The sequence below is a fragment of the Haloglomus irregulare genome (genome assembly GCF_007421925.1).
GTDB classification, from domain to species: domain Archaea; phylum Halobacteriota; class Halobacteria; order Halobacteriales; family Haloarculaceae; genus Haloglomus; species Haloglomus irregulare.
This window is the reverse complement of record NZ_QMDX01000003.1, coordinates 297,118-313,141: the sequence shown is the minus strand read 5'-3', so window position 1 is coordinate 313,141 and position 16,024 is coordinate 297,118. Positions and strand designations below refer to the sequence as shown.

Below are 16,024 nucleotides of genomic sequence, written 5' to 3'. Positions count from 1 at the left end.
TCCCGTGGCGGTCAGCCGTCGACCGTGCCGCCGGTCGCGCGGAGGTACTCCTCCAGCAGCGTCGGGAAGCGCCCCCCGCGGACGTACCGGAGGCCGAACTCGTCGGCCCAGGAGACGATACCCCGGTCCTCGGTGACGACGCCGGCGTCGAGTTCCCGCGCGAGGATGAGCAGGTCGAAGTCCTCGCGGGAGTCGAGCACGCCCTGTCGGAGCGCCTGGCGGTACTTGTCCCGGAGCCGCGAGAGGACGCGGTCGGCCTCCGTCCGGTAGCTCTCGTCGGCGCCCGGGGCGTCGGGGTCGAGCTGCTCGACCTCGCGGAGCGCCTCCTCGCTCACGCGCAGGCCGCGGTCGACCCGACATCTCGTCGATGAACTCGTAGACGATGTCTGCGGGGATCTGGACCCCGTACCGGTCCGGGCTCTTCCGGACGACCCAGGTGTCCAGTTTGGAGAACACCGCCTCGTCGACCTCGCGGTCCCGGAGCATCGTCGTCAGCTCGTCGTGGATGGAGGGCGGCATGTAGCAGGAGACGTTGAGCTCCAGCCGCGCGGTCGCGACGAGCTCCAACAGCCGGAGCACCGCACTCTCAAGCGACTCCCCCTCCTCGCGGATCCCCTCGGTGATGAACAGCGACGTGTCGAGGACGAACTGCTGGCGCGGGGGTTCGCCGGCCATATCCGCCCGTTCCGGAGCGACGTACAAAAGCATCCAGCCCACTCGCAGCCCCCCGACGCTTCTCACCGCCACCGGCAACCCCGCCCACGACCTCGATGAGGTGCTCGACGACCGCCGGGAGGGTCACCAGCGCGTCGTCGGGGTCCTGAAGCGGTCGGCGGTGACGGCCGACCGCATCGAGCAGTACCTCTCGGGCGGGACCCGCGACGAGTCGCCGGCGGGCGTTCCCAGTCCCTGGGAGTCGGTCGGGGCGTCAAGGGCCGTCCGGACCCTACGGCCGACGATGACGGACGAAACGGACCGGACCCCCGACACGGACGGCCGTCCGGCATGGACCGTCGTCGATGCCCCGCGCGCGGACGACCAGCCCGAATGGGAGCTGTTCGTGCACGAATCCCCGACCGACCCGCTGCGACACGCCGGCAGCGTGACGGCCCCGACCGCCGACCTCGCCCACGAGCAGGCCACGCTCCTCTTTCCCGACGCGACGACGTTGTGGTGCTGCCCGGCCGCCGAGGTGACCCGCTTCACCCGGCGGTCCCTCGGCGCTGACTACCTTGAGGACGACGACGACGCGGAGGACGCGGGTGAGCACGCGTGATCTCCATCAGCAAGCTGCTCCACGGGCTGGACGCGGCCGGCGACCGGCTCCGGTACGACGCCGAGAGCGGCGCCGAGCAGATCCGCGAGCGCAAGCAGCAGCGCCCGGTCGTCGTCTGGAACGCGACCAAGCGCTGCAACCTCTCCTGTGCGCACTGCTACGCGGGGGCCGACACCGGGCGCGCCCCCGGGGAGCTGTCGACGGCCGAGGCGAAGGGGATGCTCGACGAGCTCGCCGACTACGGCGTCCCCGTGGTACTGTTCTCGGGGGGGGAGCCGCTGGTCCGTGAGGACCTCCCGGAGCTCGTCGGCCACGCCGACGATGTCGGGCTCCGGCCCGTGCTCTCGACCAACGGGACGCTCCTGACCAGCGAGCGGGTGCGGGAACTGCGGGACGCGGGGCTCGCGTACGCCGGCGTCTCCGTCGACGGCTCCCGGGAGACCAACGACGCGTTCCGGGGGCGGGAGGGTGCGTTCGACGCCGCGGTCGCGGGCATCGAGGCCTGTCTCGACGCCGGCCTGAAGACGGGACTGCGCTACACCGTCACCCGGGACACCGTCGACGACATCCCCGAGGTGGTCGACCTGCTGACCGACGTCGGCGTCGACCGGTTCTGCTTCTACCACCTCTCGTACGGGGGCCGCGGGGTCCCCGAGGTCGACCTGACGCCGGCGCGCCGGCGCGAGGCGGTCGCCGAGCTGGTCGAGTTGACCCGCGACTACCACGAGGCGGGCGCGGGCATCGAGACGCTGCTGGTCGGCAACTACTGTGACGCGGCGTACCTCGTCGAGCACGCCCGCGAGGCGTTCGGGCCCGAGCGCGCCGAGCGGGTGCGGCGCTACCTCGAACGCAACGGCGGCGACCCGGCCGGCGAGCGCGTCGCCGACATCGACTACCAGGGGGCCGTCCACGCGACCCAGTTCTGGCAGTCCTACGCGCTGGGCAACGTCCGCGACCGGCCGTTCGGGGCCATCTGGGACGACGAGTCCAACCCGCTGCTCCGGCGGCTCCGCGACCGGCCCGACACCCTCGACGAGCAGTGCCGCGACTGCGCGTACGCGGACCTCTGCCGTGGCGGCTCCCGGCTCCGGGCGCTGGCCGTGACGGGCGACCTGGCCGCGCCGGACCCGCAGTGCTACCTCACGCCGACCGAGCGCGGCGAAGGGGTCGACGAGCCGTCGGCTGCGGACTGAGGGACGGTCCGGGACTGACGCAAAGAACGGTGGGGGGACGGTGGGCGGTGTGGATACCCCGGTTCAGGGGTGGTGGTGGGACGGGGGGTGGTGATCGGTCGGTGCTTCGGGACGGCGCCTCACTTGCCGGCCGCCGTTTCGACCGGCACGACGTAGTACAGGTCGGACGACACTGGGTTCGCCCCCCGAACCCTGTGGGTATTGAAACCAGGGGTGATGGGGAGCGGGGGCCGGAGCTCACGCCCCCAGCAGGGCCGCAGTGTTCTCCGCGCCCCAGACGAACTCGGCCCGGCGGCGGTCGTCGAAGGAGAGGTACTCGCCGACGGTGCGCAACGCCAGCGCCTCGGGGCCGACCTCGGCCGTCCGCGCGTGGGTGACCGCCGGGTCCTCGACCGACCCGTCCGGCGCGACCCACTGCTCCTCGATCACCTCCTCGCGCTCGCGGTAGCGGAGCCGCGCGCCGTTTCCGAACCGGACGTCGACAGCGTCGTCGCCGTCGACGACGACGCGGGTCCGGACCTCGACGATGGCCGGCAGGTCGGTCGTCTCCTCGGGTGCGGGTGTCGCACGCGTCGCTTCCCGTGACATACCGGAAGGAGGGGTCGCGCGGGCATCGCGGCGGACCCCCGATACTGCGGGGGTTGAAACACCCCTCACTCCGCCAGGACGTCGGCGAGCAGCTTCCCCTGTGCGGCCGCCAGGTGCTCCGCCAGCGCCGACAGCCCGATGTCGAGCTCCTCGGCCACGGCCGTCGCGTTGGCCTCGCGGGGGTACTCGAAGTAGCCGAGTTCGTATGCCGTCCCGAGCACCTCGCGCTGGCGCTCGGTCAGCTGTCCCCGGTCGACGACCGTCCGGTCCGTGCCCCCCTCGCCCTCCGCCGCGGCGTGGACGAGGTAGCGGACGGACACGTCGTCGGCGACGGCGTCCAGCTCCGCGACGATCTCGCGGAGTCGCTCGACGCTCTCCATGTGGAGCGTCAGCACCAGCGTCCCGTCGGCGACGCGGACGTCCGCGACGGGGGTTCCCAGCGACTCCACGACCTCGCAGGCGCAGTCGTCGGTCCCGCGGGTGAACTGGTAGACGCGCTCGTCGCCGACGTCCAGCACCGGGTCGGCGTCGGCCAGGGCCGCCGCGTCGGCGTCGACCGCCTCGCCGACACGGAACTCCTCGACCGGCGCCCCGTCGGCGCGGCTCCAGGTCACCTCCGTCACCGGCTCGTCGGCCTCGCGGGAGAGCGCAGCCACCGGGCAGTTCGACGGCCCATCGACCGCCAGCTCCGCACGGACGCCATCGGTCATACCGAGCGGTACGGCCGGTCGGCGCAAAAACCTGGCCCGCCGCGGCGGGTCAGGCCGCCGACGGCGGGGCCGTCTCGCGCCGGCCGAACGCCGCCGCCGTCACCGTGGCGCCACAGCGGATGCAGCCGATATCCAGCAGCTCCTCGCGCGCGCGGTCGTCGACGGCGAACGCGGCCGGGCAGTCCGGACACGTGAAATCGTACCAGGGGCTCATAGCTCGGGAGAGGGGCCCGCGTCCGGTCGGTCCAGCCCCACAGTACTGTGGGTGGCGAGGTAGGACGCCACAGCGGGTATCGGGAGCCGTGCGCCAGCACGCTCGACTCCTCCGTGCGGTACCGCTGACGACTGCCGCGGTCCTGTTGAGCCTGGCCGCGGCCGACGGCCTGGTCGACGCGACCGCCGCGGCGACGGACGCGCCGCTCCCCGGGGCGCCGCTGAACCGCACACTCCCCGCTGCAGCCCTGGTCGCGTGTGTCTCCGTCGTCGCCATCGGCGAGGTACACGGGGCGGACCGTCCCACGGGACGGCTGCTCACACCGGACCGGACGGACGCGGCGAACGGGCTCGCGGTGGCCGCGGCCGCCCCCGTGACCCGGTGGCTCGCCGTCGAGGTGGGACTCGGTGTGGTCGTGGCGTCGGCGCTCGTCGGCCTCCTCGCGGGCCTGCTCGTCCCGAACTACGCCGCCCCGGCCTACTGTGGGTCGTTCGTCGGGATGGCGGCCCCGGGCGTGTTCCCGGGGTACCGACTCGTGACCGCCGCCGGCCTCGTGGCCGGACTGGTGTACGTCGCCGTCGACGGCGTCTTCGACGGGGTCGGCGGCAAGCTCGGGACGACCGCGTTCGTCGGCTGCGGGACGGTCGCCATCGGTGCCGGCGTGACCCCCGGGAGCGGCACGATGCCGGGGGCCACGGCGGCGGCGCTGCTGGTGGCCGTCGCGGGCGCGGCCGCGGTCGGGACGTTCGCCCTCAGCGTCCGGCTCGAGTACGGTCCAGTCGTCGGGTCGGCGGTCGTCGGGCTGGCGGCCGGCGTCGCCGCTCCCCTGCTCCTCCCGGTCGGGGAGGCCGTCGCCGCGGCGGCGTTCTGTGCCTCCTTCGCCGGGATGGTCAGTCCCGATCGGCTCCCCAACGAGTCCGCCACGCTGCTGGCCGGGCTGGTCTCGGGCGCACTGTTCGTCGCGGTGACGCCCGCCTTTGCCGGGTTCGGCGGGAAGCTCGGGACCGTCGCTTTCACCGCCTGTCTGGTCACCGTCGGGCTGCTCTCCGCCGGTCGGGTCGTCGATGCCGCCCGGCGCCGGGCGGCCTCCGGTTGACGGCGCCCGGCGTCGGCCACCTGAACCACCGCAGTATTCGGGGACCCCGCACAGCCGACTCGGGTCACAACCACACGAGCACGGTATGACTGACGACCCTGACCGCGAGTTCGACGCCCAGCCGACGGTCTGTCCGTTCTGTGGTGTCGGGTGTAGCATCGAGTACGCCGGCAACGGGACCACCGGCGGCACCGACGGCCCGGTGAACGAACGAGGGGAGATCTGTCCGAAGGGCGCCGCCGCCTTCGACGTGGTCGCCCACGAGGAGCGGCTGACCGAGCCGCTGGTCCGCGAGCACGGCCACACCGTCACCGCCCCCTGGGACGTGGCCATGGACCGGGCGGTCGAGGGGCTCCGCTCGGTGGTGGCCGAGCACGGCCCCGACGCCGTCCAGTTCTTCGCCTCCTCGAACTGCACGAACGAGGAGAACTACGTGTTCCAGAAGCTCGCCCGCGTCCTCGGGACGAACAACGTGGACAACTGCGCCCGCCTCTGTCACGCCTCGACGGTGGCGGCGATGGGCGAGCGGCTGGGTGCCGGCGCCATGACGAACACCCTGGACGACCTCGCGACGACCGACTGCCTGCTGGTGACCGGCGCAAACCCGGCCGAGCAGCATCCGGTCGCCTTCCGGTCGTACCTGCTGCCGGCGGTTCAGGACGGCGCGACGCTCGTCCACGTCGACCCGCGGGCCAACGACACCACCGACGCCGCCGACATCCACCTCCCGGTCCGGCCGGGGTACGACATCCAGCTGCTGAACGCGATGACGGCGGTCCTCCTCAAGGAGGGGCTCGTCGACGAGTCGTTCGTCGCCGAGCGGACCACGGGCCGCGAGGCGCTGGCCGATCACCTCGCCGACCTCGACGTGGCGGCGACGGCCCGCGAGGCGGGGGTCGACCCCGACGACCTCCGGGCGGCCGCCCGCGCCTACGGCGAGGCAGACGCCGCCGCGGCCGTCACCGGCATGGGGATGAGCCAGCACCGCTCCGGGACGGACAACGTCCACGCGCTGTTGAACCTGGCGCTTTTGACCGGCAACGTCGGCCGGCCCGGAACGGGCGTCAACCCGCTCCGCGGACAGAACAACGTCCAGGGGGCCGGCGACGTCGGCGCCCTGCCGGGGGTGCTCCCGGGCTACGAGCCGGTCACCGACCCCGAGGCCCGCGAGCGGGTCGCCGCCGAATGGAGCGTCGAGCCGCCAGCCGAGCCGGGGCTGACCGAGGTGGCCGCCACCCACCGCTTCGGCGAGGACGTCCACGCGGCGGTCGTGTTCGGCGAGAACCCCGCGGTGACCGAACCGAACGCCACCGACGTCGCCGCGGCGTTCGAGCGGCTGGACTGCTGTGTCGTCATCGACCTGTTCGAGACACGGACGGCCGAGCTCGCGGACGTGGTGCTCCCCGGGAGCAGCTGGGCCGAGAAGGCCGGCACCGTCACCAACACGGACCGGCGGGTGCTCCGGATGCGGCCCAACGCCGACCGCCCCGGCGACGCCCGCCGCGACCTCGACGTCCTGACCGAGCTGGGCCGACGGCTGACCGACCGCCCCGGGGCGTTCCGGTACGACGGCCCCGAGGCGGTCTTCGACGAGCTGACGCGGGTGAGCCCGCTCTACGCCGGCATGAGCTACGAGGGGATCGGCGACGGCGCCCAGCGGTGGCCGTTCCCCGCCGACGCCGAGTCGGGGACTGACGTGCTCCACGCGGAGGCGTTCGCCACCGGGGACCGGACGGCGCCGCTGACGCCGGTCGACCCCGTCCCGCCGGCGGACGAGCTCGGTCCGGACGAACTGGTGTTGACGACCGGGCGCGTGCTCCAGCAGTTCAACAGCGGCGCGCTCACCCGGCGGTCCCCTCGTCTCATGGCGATGCGCGACGAGGACACGCTCCGGATCCACCCCGAGGACGCCGCCGCCCGGGGTATCGAGGACGGCGACCCGGTCGTCGTGTCGAACGACCGGGGGCGGGTGCGGGTCCCCGCGGAGGTCACAGCGGCGGTCCGCAAGGGGACCGTGTTCTGCACGTTCCACTACGCCGAGCCGCTGGTGAACGCCCTGACCGGCGACGCGCTCGACCCGGTCGCGGAGATCCCCGAGTTCAAACATTCGGCCGTGGCCGTCGCCCCCGCCCCGGCGACCGAGGCCGCCGCCGAGGACGCCGAGGCCGACTGAACCGAACCGTGGGCCGGGGCAGCAACACTGCACCCTCCAAACGCGCAGAACACGGGCTGTGAGCAGGCATTCCGGCGAACGGCGTCGCACTGTCGACCGTTGCGTCGAGACCGCGACGCTCGAGCAGCGCCCGCGTCGGGCCCCCCGTGAACCCAACCCGCGGCGAGCGTAGCGTGCGCCGAGCCCCTCCCCCCGACGTACCGACGCACCCACCGGTCCGGAAGCATGACGCTCCGGGTCGCTCCCGCCGACAGGTCGACACGCAGCAGGCGTGTCGTCGGCTCCGACATAGAGCACCGTACAGACGACAGCCCCAAAGCCACGGCCCGCAGCCTTGCAGGAATCGACGTGAACCGGGAGGCGCCGTCCCCAGCCGCTTCAGACCCCCAGTACCACGGGTTCCGACTCACGTGGATGCGGACCGTAGCGGGAACCGATGTCCGAACCCGACGCCCCGCGCAGTATCGCCGAGGGCCACGGCCGAACCACGAGCCCACAGATGACCGTCGTCGGGCTCGTCGTCGCCGCCGGCACCGCCCTGCTGCTGTTACCGCTGCTCCCGGCCATCGCCGTCCTCTGGCTGCTCGCCGACGATGAGGACCGGCAGGTCGCTGTCGAATAGTCGAGATAGTGTGGGGTTTTTCGAACGATATTCCGAATCCGGGTAATAGATCGAGGGATTTGCGGATATAGGCCTACCTCTCGTCGTACCGCGTGAGCGGCTCCAGCTCCTCGGTCGGCGGATGGGCGAAGGCCTCGCGGGCGATGACGCGCTTGTGGACCTCGTCGGCGCCGTCGACGAAACGGAACTGGCGGGCGGTCGTGTAGAAGTCGGCCAGCGGGAGGTCCCGGGCGATGGCGTTGCCGCCGACGAGCTGCATCGCGGTATCGACGACGTCGTTGACGACGGTCGCAGTGAACAGCTTCGACATCGAGACGTCGACGCGGGCCTCCTCCCCGTTGGCGATACGGTCGGCCGTCTCCCGGACCAGCGCGCGGGCCGCCCGCAACCGGGTCCGGGCCTCGGCCACCTCGAACCGCGGCTGCTGTTTCTCGGCCAGCGTCCCCCCGAACGCTGCCCGCTCGTCGGCGTACGCGACCGCGATGTCCAGCGCCCGGCGGGCCATCCCGGCGTAGCGCATGCAGTGGGTCAGCCGCGCGGGGCCGAGCCGCTGCTGGACGTGGGTGAACCCCTCGTTCGGCGTGCCCAGCAGGTGCTCCTCGGGGACCCGGACGCCGTCGTACCGGATCTCGGCGTGGCTCGTCCCGCGGGGCCCGCCGCCGATGTGGGGGATGTTGCGGACGACCTCGACGCCCGGCGCCTCCGCGGGCACGAGGAACAGCGAGCAGCCCTCGTACGGGTGGGCGTCCGAGTCCGTCCGCGCGAGCACGATGAGGAGGTCGGCCTCGACCCCCTGCGTGGTCCACCACTTCTGCCCGTCGATGACCCACTCGTCGCCGTCCCGCTCGGCGGTGGTCCGGATCATCGTCGGGTCGCTCCCGGCACCCGGTGTCGGCTCCGTCATCGAGAACCCGGACCGCATCTCGCCGGCGACGAGCGGCCGGAGGTACTCCTCCTTCTGGAGCGGCGTCCCGACCAGCTCGAGGAGATGCATGTTCCCCTCGTCCGGCGCGGCGACCCGCATCGCCGTCGGCCCCAGGAGCGACCGGCCGGCCGCCTCGAACGCCGGCAGCACCGTCCGGAAGTCGTGGCCGAGCCCGCCGTACGCCCCGCTCACCTGCGGCGCGTACACCCCGTACTCGCGGGCGGCCTCACGGAGTTCCGTCACCGTCCCCTCGGACACCGTCGCCCCCGGTGGGAGGTCGCGCTCGATCGGCAGCACGACCTCCTCCATCAGCTCCCGCGTGCGGTCGGCCAACTCCCGTGCCGCCTCCGAGTCGGTGTGCATACTGGACCGTGTGCCCGCCGCGCCTCTCATCTCCGACCCACAGCAGTGGGGGGTTTCATACGGCCGGCTCCCCGTCATTTGAATCCCCGCAGTATTCGGGGGCCGCCACCAGCCGCGAGCCGGGCGTAGTCGCCGACGATGCGCGTCACACGTGTACGCGAGGTGGCGTCCGGAAGCGTAGAGTGGACCGTGTTGACCGTCTCGTGGGCGGCGCTGGCCGGGCTCACGCTCCTGTTCGGCGGGCTCCGGCTCGCCGGCCACACCCCCTCGCTGGAGACGCAGGCCGCCGTCTACCTGGTGGGGATGGTCGCACTGAACCTGCCACACGGCGGCTACGAGCACTTCGCCAACCTGCGGCGCCGGGTCGCCCGCTTTCGCTACGGCTACGTCGGCGCCTACCTCCTGATGGCGTCGGCGTTCGTCGGCCTGTTCCTGCTCGCGCCGGTCGCGGGGCTGGCGCTGGCGGTCACGGTCGCCGTGCTGAAGGGCGGCGGCGGGGACCTCCACGTCCTCCGGGCGACGACGGGGACGAGCCACCTCCGGTCGCGGGCCCAGCGCGCCCTCGCGGTCGCGGCCCGGGGCGGGGCCGTCATGGCCGTCCCCGTCGTCGCCTTTCCGGGGCCCTTCCACACGTTCAGCGCGCTGATGGTGTCGATGGTCGACCCCGGCGGGCTGGCGCCCGCAGCCCAGCATTTCGATACGACGCGCTGGCTCGTCGGCGCGGGCTACGGTGCCGTCGTCCTGGCACATCTGGGCTGGGGGTTCCGCCGCCGGACGGGCGACGGCGCCTGGCTGGCCGACGCGGCCGAGACGCTGCTGCTGGTCGGCTACTTCGCGGTGGTCCCGGTGGTCGTCGCCGTCGGGCTCTACTTCCCGCTGTGGTACTCGCTCCGGCAGGTGGCCCGCGAGTTCGCCGTCGAGCCGCCGGCGTTCGAGGGCCGGGACCTGCTCGGCGGCACCGACGCCGCGCCGGGGACCGTCGCGCTCCGGGCGTGGGGCGTGCTCGTTGCCGGGGCGCTGGCCACGGCGGCCGTCGCGGGCGGCTTCTGGCTGGCCGTGCCGAACCCGCTGCCGTCGCCGTCGCTCCGCTTCGGGCTGGTCGCGTTCTGGAGCGTCTTCATCAGCGTCATCGCGCTCCCGCACGTCGTCGTCGGGAGCGTGCTGGACCGTGGCCGGGGGATCTGGTACGTCCCCTGAGGGGTCAGAGGCGGCGCGACATCCGGAGCGCCCCGCCGGCGGGGCGCTCCCGCTCGAAGCCCGCGCGCCGGTAGACCGCCCGGGCGCGGTCGTTCCCCCAGGTGACCGAGAGCCACACCCGGGTGACGCCCGCGGCCCGGGCGTGGTCGAGCCCCCGCCGGAGGAGTGCCGTGCCGACGCCCGCGTCCTGGTACCCCTGGTGGACGAAGATGGCGAGTTCGTGGGCCCCGTCGCCGTCCGGGACGAACAGCACGTGGCCGACGACCCGGTCCTCGTGCCATGCCAGCAGCGAGGGGCCCTCGAGGACGCTGTCGAGCCACGACTCGACGGCGTCCCGCCGGACCGGGGGGATGCCCTGCGCGCGCTGTGTCGGGTCGAACGTGGCGTACATGTCGACCAGCGACTCGCGGGCCGCCGGCTCGTAGGGCGCGAACCGGATCGCCCGGCCCGACCCGTCCTCGATCGTCGCGGGCGACACCCCCTCGGCGTCGGTCGTCGACGCGTCGCCGCGACGGGACGAACCCTCACGCGTCCGTGGACGGCCGCCCGACTCCGGGCGGGCCGTCTCGGAGGCCCCCGTATCGGTCACGAGCGTATTAGACACCTGACACGGATAAACCCTATTCCAGTTTTACATACGTTGTTAGCGAGCGGCCGGGGAGCGGGTCGGAGACGAGCACGGGAACGCCGGGGTGGCGGCGTTCCGGGCAGGTGCGATGTCCGGTCGGCCGCCTCAGTCCGACCGGAGGCCGACCCGTGCGAGCGGGCCCGAGGCCGCCGTCGTGGCGTCCGCCGCGACGGCCGCGGCGGCGTGTTCACCGCTGATGAGGCACATCGGCATCCCGATGCCGGGCTCGGTGAACGAGCCGGCGTAGTAGAGGCCATCCATCGCGGCCGAGCGATGGTCCGGCCGGAGGGGCCCGGTCTGGGTGAGCGTATGCGCCAGGCCGAGCGCGGTTCCCTCGGGGTAGCCCAGCGCGGCGAACTCCGAGACGCAGGCCGACGCCTCGACGACGATGCGGTCGCGCAGGTCGACGCCGGCGTGCCGGGCGAGGTCGTCGAGCACCTGCTCGCGGTAGCGGTCGCGCGCCTCGGGCCCGTCGTCCAGCCCCGGCGCGATGGGGACGAGGACGACGACCGTCTCGTGGCCGGGCGGCGCCACCGCGTCGTCCGTCCGGGAGGGGACGTTGACGTAGTAGGACGGGTCCTCGGGCCACGCCGGCTCGTCGAAGATGGCCGCGAAGTGGTCGTCCCAGTCGGTCGGGAGGACGAGGGTGTGGTGCTCCAGCTCCGGGAGCGCCCCCTCGACGCCGAGATAGCAGATGAACGCCGACGGGGCGTAGGTGCAGTCGTCCCAGTCGGCGGGGTCGCGGTCACGGGCGTCCGCCGGGAGCAGTTCCCGCTCGGCGTGGGCCGGCGTCGCGTTGCAGACGACGCGGTCGGGCTCGAAGTCGGGACCCTCGCCCGCGGTCGAGACGAGGAGTCCGTCGGGGAGCCGCTCGATGGCGGTCACCGCGTGGCCGAACCGGAACTCGACGCCCAGTTCGCGCGCGAGGTCGGCGATACCGTCGACGACGGCGGCGACGCCGCCCGTCGGGTAGTAGACGCCCTCGTTCATGTCGACGTGGCTCATCAGCGAGTACAGCGCCGGCGTGTTGTACGGCGACCCGCCGAGGAAGACGAGCGTGTACTCGACCAGCTGGCGGAGCTTGGGATGGTCGAAGAACCGCCCGACCTGGTCGTCCATCGACCCGAGCAGGGTGACCCCGCGGGCCGCCCGCAGCAGGTCGGGGTCGAGCCAGTCGCGCCACCGTGGCCGGCGCTCGTAGACGAACTCCTCCATCCCGACCTCGTAGGCCTCGCGGGCGTCCGCGAGGTAGTCCTCGAGGGCGTCGGCGGCGCCGGCCTCGTAGGACTCGAACAGCTCGCGCTGGCCGGCGCGGTCGGCCGGGAGGGCCGCCGTGTCGCCGTCCTTCCAGTACACCTGGTAGTTCGGGTCGAGCCGCGTCAGGCCGTAGTAGTCCGACGGCGCCCGGTCGAACCGGGCAAAGAACCGTTCGAACGTCGACGGCATCAGGTACCACGAGGGCCCGGTGTCGAAGCGGAACCCCTCGCGCTCGATGCGACCGGCGACACCCCCGGGTTCGGCGCGCTGTTCGACGACGGTCACGTCGGCACCCGCATCGGCCAGATGACAGGCGGCCGAGAGACCGCCGAACCCGGCGCCGACGATGACGACTGACTCGGAGTCGAGGCTGCTGGTGGACATGAGTTGACACGTGGCCGGACGGGGCCGGCCGCACGTGCCCGAACCTACGGTCGGAGGGTGCGTGCTGGTGGCCCCGCAACACTGGGGGTCTCGACCCCCCTGCGGCCGAGCGCCCTCGACTCGGGCGCCACGGGCGCCCGGCGGGTGGACGTCCGGCCCCGTGTCGAGCCGGTCGGCGACGAACGCCTCGGCGCGGTGGATGGTCTCGCTGGTGGTGGAGGCGGCCATCCCGAGGTCGTCGGCCAGCCCCGAGAGGGTGGTCGTCCGCGGCGTGTCCTGATAGCCCCGTTCCAGCGCCGCCAGCAGCATCTCACGCTGCCGGTCGGTCAGCGGCGACGCGGCCCCGACGGACCCGTACAGCCGGTCGAGCGAGTAGCGTAGCCCCGGGTCGCCGAGCGCGGTGATGCGGTCGCGGGAGGCGGTCGCTGCCAGCGCCGCGCGGCCGTCGGCGATCTCCGCGGGGAGCGAGATGGGGACGCCGGAGGCCTCGGCGGGCAGCAGCAGGGGCTGGGTCGTCTCGAACTGGACCACGACGGCGTCGGGGTCCCGGCGGATGGGCTCGACCGCGGTCACTGCCGCGGCCGCCTCCATCCCAGCGAGGACGTCGTCAGGGTCGTCGGTCCGGACCGCGGCCCGAACGTCCTCGGGGAGCGCGCCGACACCGTCGTTCCCAGTCACTGGGAGCCAGCGGTACCGCCGTCAGGCTCCCGGCCCCAGGAACGGCCATGGGACCGACCGACATCGACACGAGCGAGCGGCCGTTCGTCCTCGTCTGGGAGGTGACCCGGGCCTGCGACCTGGCGTGTGACCACTGTCGGGCGAGCGCCCGCCCCGAGCGACATCCCCGCGAGCTGTCGACCGCCGAGGGCCGTGACCTGCTGACGGCGGCGAGCCGCTTCGGCGACGACCAGCTCGTCGTGCTCTCCGGCGGCGACCCGATGAGGCGGCCGGACCTCGTCGACCTCGTCGCCCACGGGACCGACGCGGGCTGTCGGATGACGCTCACCCCCTCGGGAACCGACGGGCTGGACCACGAGGCGCTGGCCGAGCTCCGGAGCCACGGGCTGGGGCGGCTCGCGCTCAGCTTCGACGGCGGCGACGCCGACAGCCACGACGCGTTCCGCGGGGAGGTCGGCAGCTTCGGGACGACCGTGCGGGCGGCCGAGAGCGCCCGCGAGCTGGGGCTCCCGCTCCAGGTCAACACCACCGTCTGCGCCGAGACCGTCGACCAGCTCCCGGCGATACGGGAGCTGGTGGCCGACCTCGGCGCGGCGCGCTGGGCGGTGTTCTTCCTCGTGCCCGTCGGCCGCGGCGCGCTGCTGGACCCGGTGTCGCCGGAGCGCGCCGAGCGCGTGATGCGATGGCTCCGCGACGTCCGCGACGACGCCCCGTTCGGCGTGAAGACGACGGAGGCGCCGTTCTACCGCCGTGTCGCGATGCAGGCCGGCGAGGGCGGGAACGGAGCCACCGCGGACCCGGCGACGAGCCGCCGGCCCGGCATCGTCGCCGGCGACGGCTTCGCGTTCGTCAGCCACCTCGGCGACGTCTACCCCTCCGGGTTCCTCCCCCGGCCCGCGGGGAACGTCCGCGAGGACTCCGTCGTCGACGTCTACCGGGACGCCGACCTGTTCGAGCGGCTACGCGACCGCGACGCCCTGTCGGGGAAATGCGGCGCCTGCGGGTTCCGCCGCGTCTGTGGCGGGAGCCGGTCGCGGGCCTACGCCCACACCGGCGACCCGCTCGCCAGCGACCCGCTCTGCCCGTACGTGCCCGACGGCTACGACGGCCCGGTTCCGGGGCCGGCCCACGAGCCGGCGGACACCGCACACGGGGAGTAGCCGAGAGACGAGCGCAACCGGCGTCGTTATCGAGATGTACTGACTGTAAGTGCACAACAAGACGGACGTATCGAAAACCGGGAGTCGCGTCCACCGCCCGGGAGCGGGGGCTCAGCGCTTGCCCAGCGCGGCCTCGAACTCCCGCTGGGCGCGCTCGTAGCCCTCGTTCCGGTCGACGATGGGGTGGTGATACTCCGGCGCCAACTCCTCGCGCTCGCCGTGCGAGAGGGTTGGCCAGGCCGCGATGCGGCCGGTCGGCACGTCCGCCAGTTCGGGGACGTACTCCCGGACGTAGCTCCCCCCGTCGTCGTACTTCTCGAACTGCGAGACGGGGTCGAAGATGCGGACGTCGACGCTGTCGGTCCCGGTCGAGGCGGTCCACTGCCAGGAGCCGTAGTTGACCGCAGGGTCGTGGTCGATGAGCTGCCGGGTGAAATGGCGGGCCCCCTCCCGCCAGTCGATGAGCAGGTGCTTCGCCAGGAACGAGGCGACGTTCTGCCGGGTGCGGTTGTGCATATACCCCTCGCGGTCGAGCTGGCGCATCCCGGCGTCGACCAGCGGGTAGCCGGTCTCGCCGCGTTTCCAGGCTGCCAGGTCCCGCTCGGCGGCCTCGTCCTCGCGCCAGTCGATCGGGCGCTCGAACCGCTTGTAGTTCTCCGACAGCAGGCGGGGGTTGTGGTACAGCAGGTGGACCATCTGCTCGCGCCAGGAGAGCTCGTAGCGGTACTTCTCGACGTTCCGGTGCTCGCCGCCGGTCGCGGCGTCGAGGCGGTCGCCGACGGCCCGCCACACCTCCCGGATGCCGATGAGGCCGTTGTTGAGGTAGACGGACATCCGCGAGGTGGCGTCCTCGCCGAGCGCGTCGCGGTCGTCGTCGTAGCTCCCGATGCCGTCCCGGAGGAAGGCGTCCAGCCGGTCGCGGGCGGCCTCGTGGCTCGCCTCCGGCAGGGGCACGTCCACGTCGGGTGCCGGGAGCGTGGTGCCGTCGCTCACGGCCGCCAGCGAGTCGGCCTCGGGCGCGGACGCGGGCGGGAGCTTGTGCTGGTCCCCCCAGTCGTCGTAGAACTGCCCGTGGTTCGGATAGCGCTCGTCCAGCCGCTCCGGGCTGACCAGCACCTGGTCGGTGAGCGTCTCCGTCGGAACCCGGTCGGCGAGGGCTCGGGCGCGGTTCCGGCGGACGGGCCGGTAGCAGCGGTTGTGGTATATCGTGTCGGCGCCGTACTCCTCGGCGAGGTCGGTCAGGACGTCGACGGTCTCGCCCTTCCGGACCACGAGGTCCGAGCCGTGCTCGCGGTACGCCTGCTTCAGCCGCCGCCACGCCCGGAACCGGAGCGCGCGCTGGCGCTTGCCGACGTACTTCAGCACCTCGGGGTCGTAGACGAACACCGGGAGGACGGTGTCGTCACTGGCCGCGGCCGTGAGTCCACGGTTGTCGACGAGTCTGGGGTCGCGCTGGTGCCAGAAGATTCGCACATGTGCTGTACGCCCGCCGGCGGTTTGTCGGTTGCGGCGGCCGGGGCCCGCCGGACGGGGCCCGTGGTGCCGGCGCCGGACCGCACC

14 protein-coding genes and 2 pseudogenes are annotated in these 16,024 nt (G+C 73.1%); 7 read left to right on the top strand and 9 right to left on the bottom strand.

Annotated elements, in window-relative coordinates:
* Nucleotides 1–11 precede the first annotated feature (11 nt).
* Nucleotides 12–675: pseudogene (locus tag DP107_RS07595) on the bottom strand (RNA ligase partner protein).
* Between DP107_RS07595 and DP107_RS20730 the strand changes: the two are divergent.
* Nucleotides 623–1,276 carry an Htur_1727 family rSAM-partnered candidate RiPP gene (locus tag DP107_RS20730; RefSeq protein WP_238330814.1) on the top strand — a complete coding sequence of 218 codons (654 nt, stop codon included), beginning with the start codon at nt 623–625 and terminating at the stop codon, nt 1,274–1,276. The pseudogene DP107_RS07595 and the gene DP107_RS20730 overlap by 53 nt on opposite strands.
* The gene (locus DP107_RS07585) at nt 1,273–2,469 is read left to right on the top strand and encodes a TIGR04347 family pseudo-SAM/SPASM protein (protein WP_144261538.1); all 1,197 of its coding nucleotides are present in this window, start codon (nt 1,273–1,275) and stop codon (nt 2,467–2,469) included. Before DP107_RS20730 ends, DP107_RS07585 begins: the two co-directional genes overlap by 4 nt.
* 237 nt (nt 2,470–2,706) lie before the next feature.
* Here the strand turns inward: DP107_RS07585 and DP107_RS07580 are convergent, their stop codons facing one another.
* From DP107_RS07580 to DP107_RS07570, 3 genes are all read right to left on the bottom strand, one after another.
* Nucleotides 2,707–3,057 (bottom strand): hypothetical protein, encoded by a 351-nt coding sequence (locus DP107_RS07580; protein ID WP_144261537.1) that lies wholly within the window; start codon nt 3,055–3,057, stop codon nt 2,707–2,709.
* Between the two features lie 65 nt (nt 3,058–3,122).
* Nucleotides 3,123–3,767, bottom strand: coding sequence for a helix-turn-helix domain-containing protein (locus DP107_RS07575; RefSeq protein ID WP_144261536.1), 645 nt, complete (start codon nt 3,765–3,767; stop codon nt 3,123–3,125).
* A gap of 49 nt (nt 3,768–3,816) precedes the next feature.
* A complete protein-coding gene (locus tag DP107_RS07570) occupies nt 3,817–3,981 on the bottom strand; it encodes a DUF7560 family zinc ribbon protein (RefSeq protein WP_144261535.1) in 165 nt (54 codons plus the stop codon).
* Between the two features lie 88 nt (nt 3,982–4,069).
* Between DP107_RS07570 and DP107_RS07565 the strand changes: the two genes are divergently transcribed.
* The 3 genes from DP107_RS07565 to DP107_RS07555 all read left to right on the top strand — a co-directional run bounded on the left by DP107_RS07565 (nt 4,070) and on the right by DP107_RS07555 (nt 7,872).
* Nucleotides 4,070–5,077, top strand: coding sequence for a hypothetical protein (locus DP107_RS07565; protein ID WP_144261534.1), 1,008 nt, complete (start codon nt 4,070–4,072; stop codon nt 5,075–5,077).
* An 85-nt stretch (nt 5,078–5,162) separates the two neighbouring features.
* Complete coding sequence (gene fdhF / locus DP107_RS07560) at nt 5,163–7,250, top strand: formate dehydrogenase subunit alpha (RefSeq protein WP_144261533.1); 2,088 nt, start codon at nt 5,163–5,165, stop codon at nt 7,248–7,250.
* Nucleotides 7,251–7,686: 436 nt separating this feature from the next.
* A complete protein-coding gene (locus DP107_RS07555; protein WP_144261532.1) occupies nt 7,687–7,872 on the top strand; it encodes a DUF7535 family protein in 186 nt (61 codons plus the stop codon).
* A 73-nt stretch (nt 7,873–7,945) separates the two neighbouring features.
* Here DP107_RS07555 and DP107_RS07550 read toward each other — a convergent pair whose 3' ends face one another.
* Nucleotides 7,946–9,160 (bottom strand): acyl-CoA dehydrogenase family protein, encoded by a 1,215-nt coding sequence (locus DP107_RS07550; RefSeq protein WP_144261531.1) that lies wholly within the window; start codon nt 9,158–9,160, stop codon nt 7,946–7,948.
* A gap of 138 nt (nt 9,161–9,298) precedes the next feature.
* Between DP107_RS07550 and DP107_RS07545 the strand changes: the two genes are divergently transcribed.
* Nucleotides 9,299–10,357, top strand: coding sequence for a Brp/Blh family beta-carotene 15,15'-dioxygenase (locus DP107_RS07545; protein WP_144261530.1), 1,059 nt, complete (start codon nt 9,299–9,301; stop codon nt 10,355–10,357).
* A 4-nt stretch (nt 10,358–10,361) separates the two neighbouring features.
* Here the strand turns inward: DP107_RS07545 and DP107_RS07540 are convergent, their stop codons facing one another.
* The 3 genes and pseudogenes from DP107_RS07540 to DP107_RS21110 all read right to left on the bottom strand — a co-directional run.
* Nucleotides 10,362–10,946: a GNAT family N-acetyltransferase gene (locus DP107_RS07540; RefSeq protein ID WP_144261529.1), complete on the bottom strand. Its 585-nt coding sequence runs from the start codon at nt 10,944–10,946 to the stop codon at nt 10,362–10,364.
* Nucleotides 10,947–11,090: 144 nt separating this feature from the next.
* Nucleotides 11,091–12,626, bottom strand: coding sequence for a phytoene desaturase family protein (locus DP107_RS07535; protein ID WP_238330824.1), 1,536 nt, complete (start codon nt 12,624–12,626; stop codon nt 11,091–11,093).
* A 195-nt stretch (nt 12,627–12,821) separates the two neighbouring features.
* A pseudogene (locus DP107_RS21110) lies at nt 12,822–13,217 on the bottom strand (helix-turn-helix domain-containing protein); the annotation flags it as partial.
* A 134-nt stretch (nt 13,218–13,351) separates the two neighbouring features.
* Between DP107_RS21110 and DP107_RS07530 the strand changes: the two are divergent.
* Nucleotides 13,352–14,464, top strand: a complete 1,113-nt coding sequence (locus DP107_RS07530; RefSeq protein ID WP_144261527.1) for a TIGR04053 family radical SAM/SPASM domain-containing protein — start codon at nt 13,352–13,354, stop codon at nt 14,462–14,464.
* Between the two features lie 111 nt (nt 14,465–14,575).
* Here the strand turns inward: DP107_RS07530 and DP107_RS07525 are convergent, their stop codons facing one another.
* Nucleotides 14,576–15,937: a cryptochrome/photolyase family protein gene (locus DP107_RS07525; RefSeq protein ID WP_144261526.1), complete on the bottom strand. Its 1,362-nt coding sequence runs from the start codon at nt 15,935–15,937 to the stop codon at nt 14,576–14,578.
* Nucleotides 15,938–16,024: the final 87 nt, after the last annotated feature.

What these genes read in the sequence shown, in the direction of transcription:
- DP107_RS07535 (WP_238330824.1), bottom strand. Translation starts at nt 12,626, where the DNA reads ATGTCCACCAGCAGCCTCGACTCCGAGTCAGTCGTCATCGTCGGCGCC.
- DP107_RS07530 (WP_144261527.1), top strand. Translation starts at nt 13,352, where the DNA reads ATGGGACCGACCGACATCGACACGAGCGAGCGGCCGTTCGTCCTCGTC.
- DP107_RS07575 (WP_144261536.1), bottom strand. Translation starts at nt 3,767, where the DNA reads ATGACCGATGGCGTCCGTGCGGAGCTGGCGGTCGATGGGCCGTCGAAC.
- DP107_RS20730 (WP_238330814.1), top strand. Translation starts at nt 623, where the DNA reads ATGAACAGCGACGTGTCGAGGACGAACTGCTGGCGCGGGGGTTCGCCG.
- fdhF (WP_144261533.1), top strand. Translation starts at nt 5,163, where the DNA reads ATGACTGACGACCCTGACCGCGAGTTCGACGCCCAGCCGACGGTCTGT.
- DP107_RS07555 (WP_144261532.1), top strand. Translation starts at nt 7,687, where the DNA reads ATGTCCGAACCCGACGCCCCGCGCAGTATCGCCGAGGGCCACGGCCGA.
- DP107_RS07545 (WP_144261530.1), top strand. Translation starts at nt 9,299, where the DNA reads ATGCGCGTCACACGTGTACGCGAGGTGGCGTCCGGAAGCGTAGAGTGG.
- DP107_RS07580 (WP_144261537.1), bottom strand. Translation starts at nt 3,057, where the DNA reads ATGTCACGGGAAGCGACGCGTGCGACACCCGCACCCGAGGAGACGACC.
- DP107_RS07550 (WP_144261531.1), bottom strand. Translation starts at nt 9,160, where the DNA reads ATGCACACCGACTCGGAGGCGGCACGGGAGTTGGCCGACCGCACGCGG.
- DP107_RS07570 (WP_144261535.1), bottom strand. Translation starts at nt 3,981, where the DNA reads ATGAGCCCCTGGTACGATTTCACGTGTCCGGACTGCCCGGCCGCGTTC.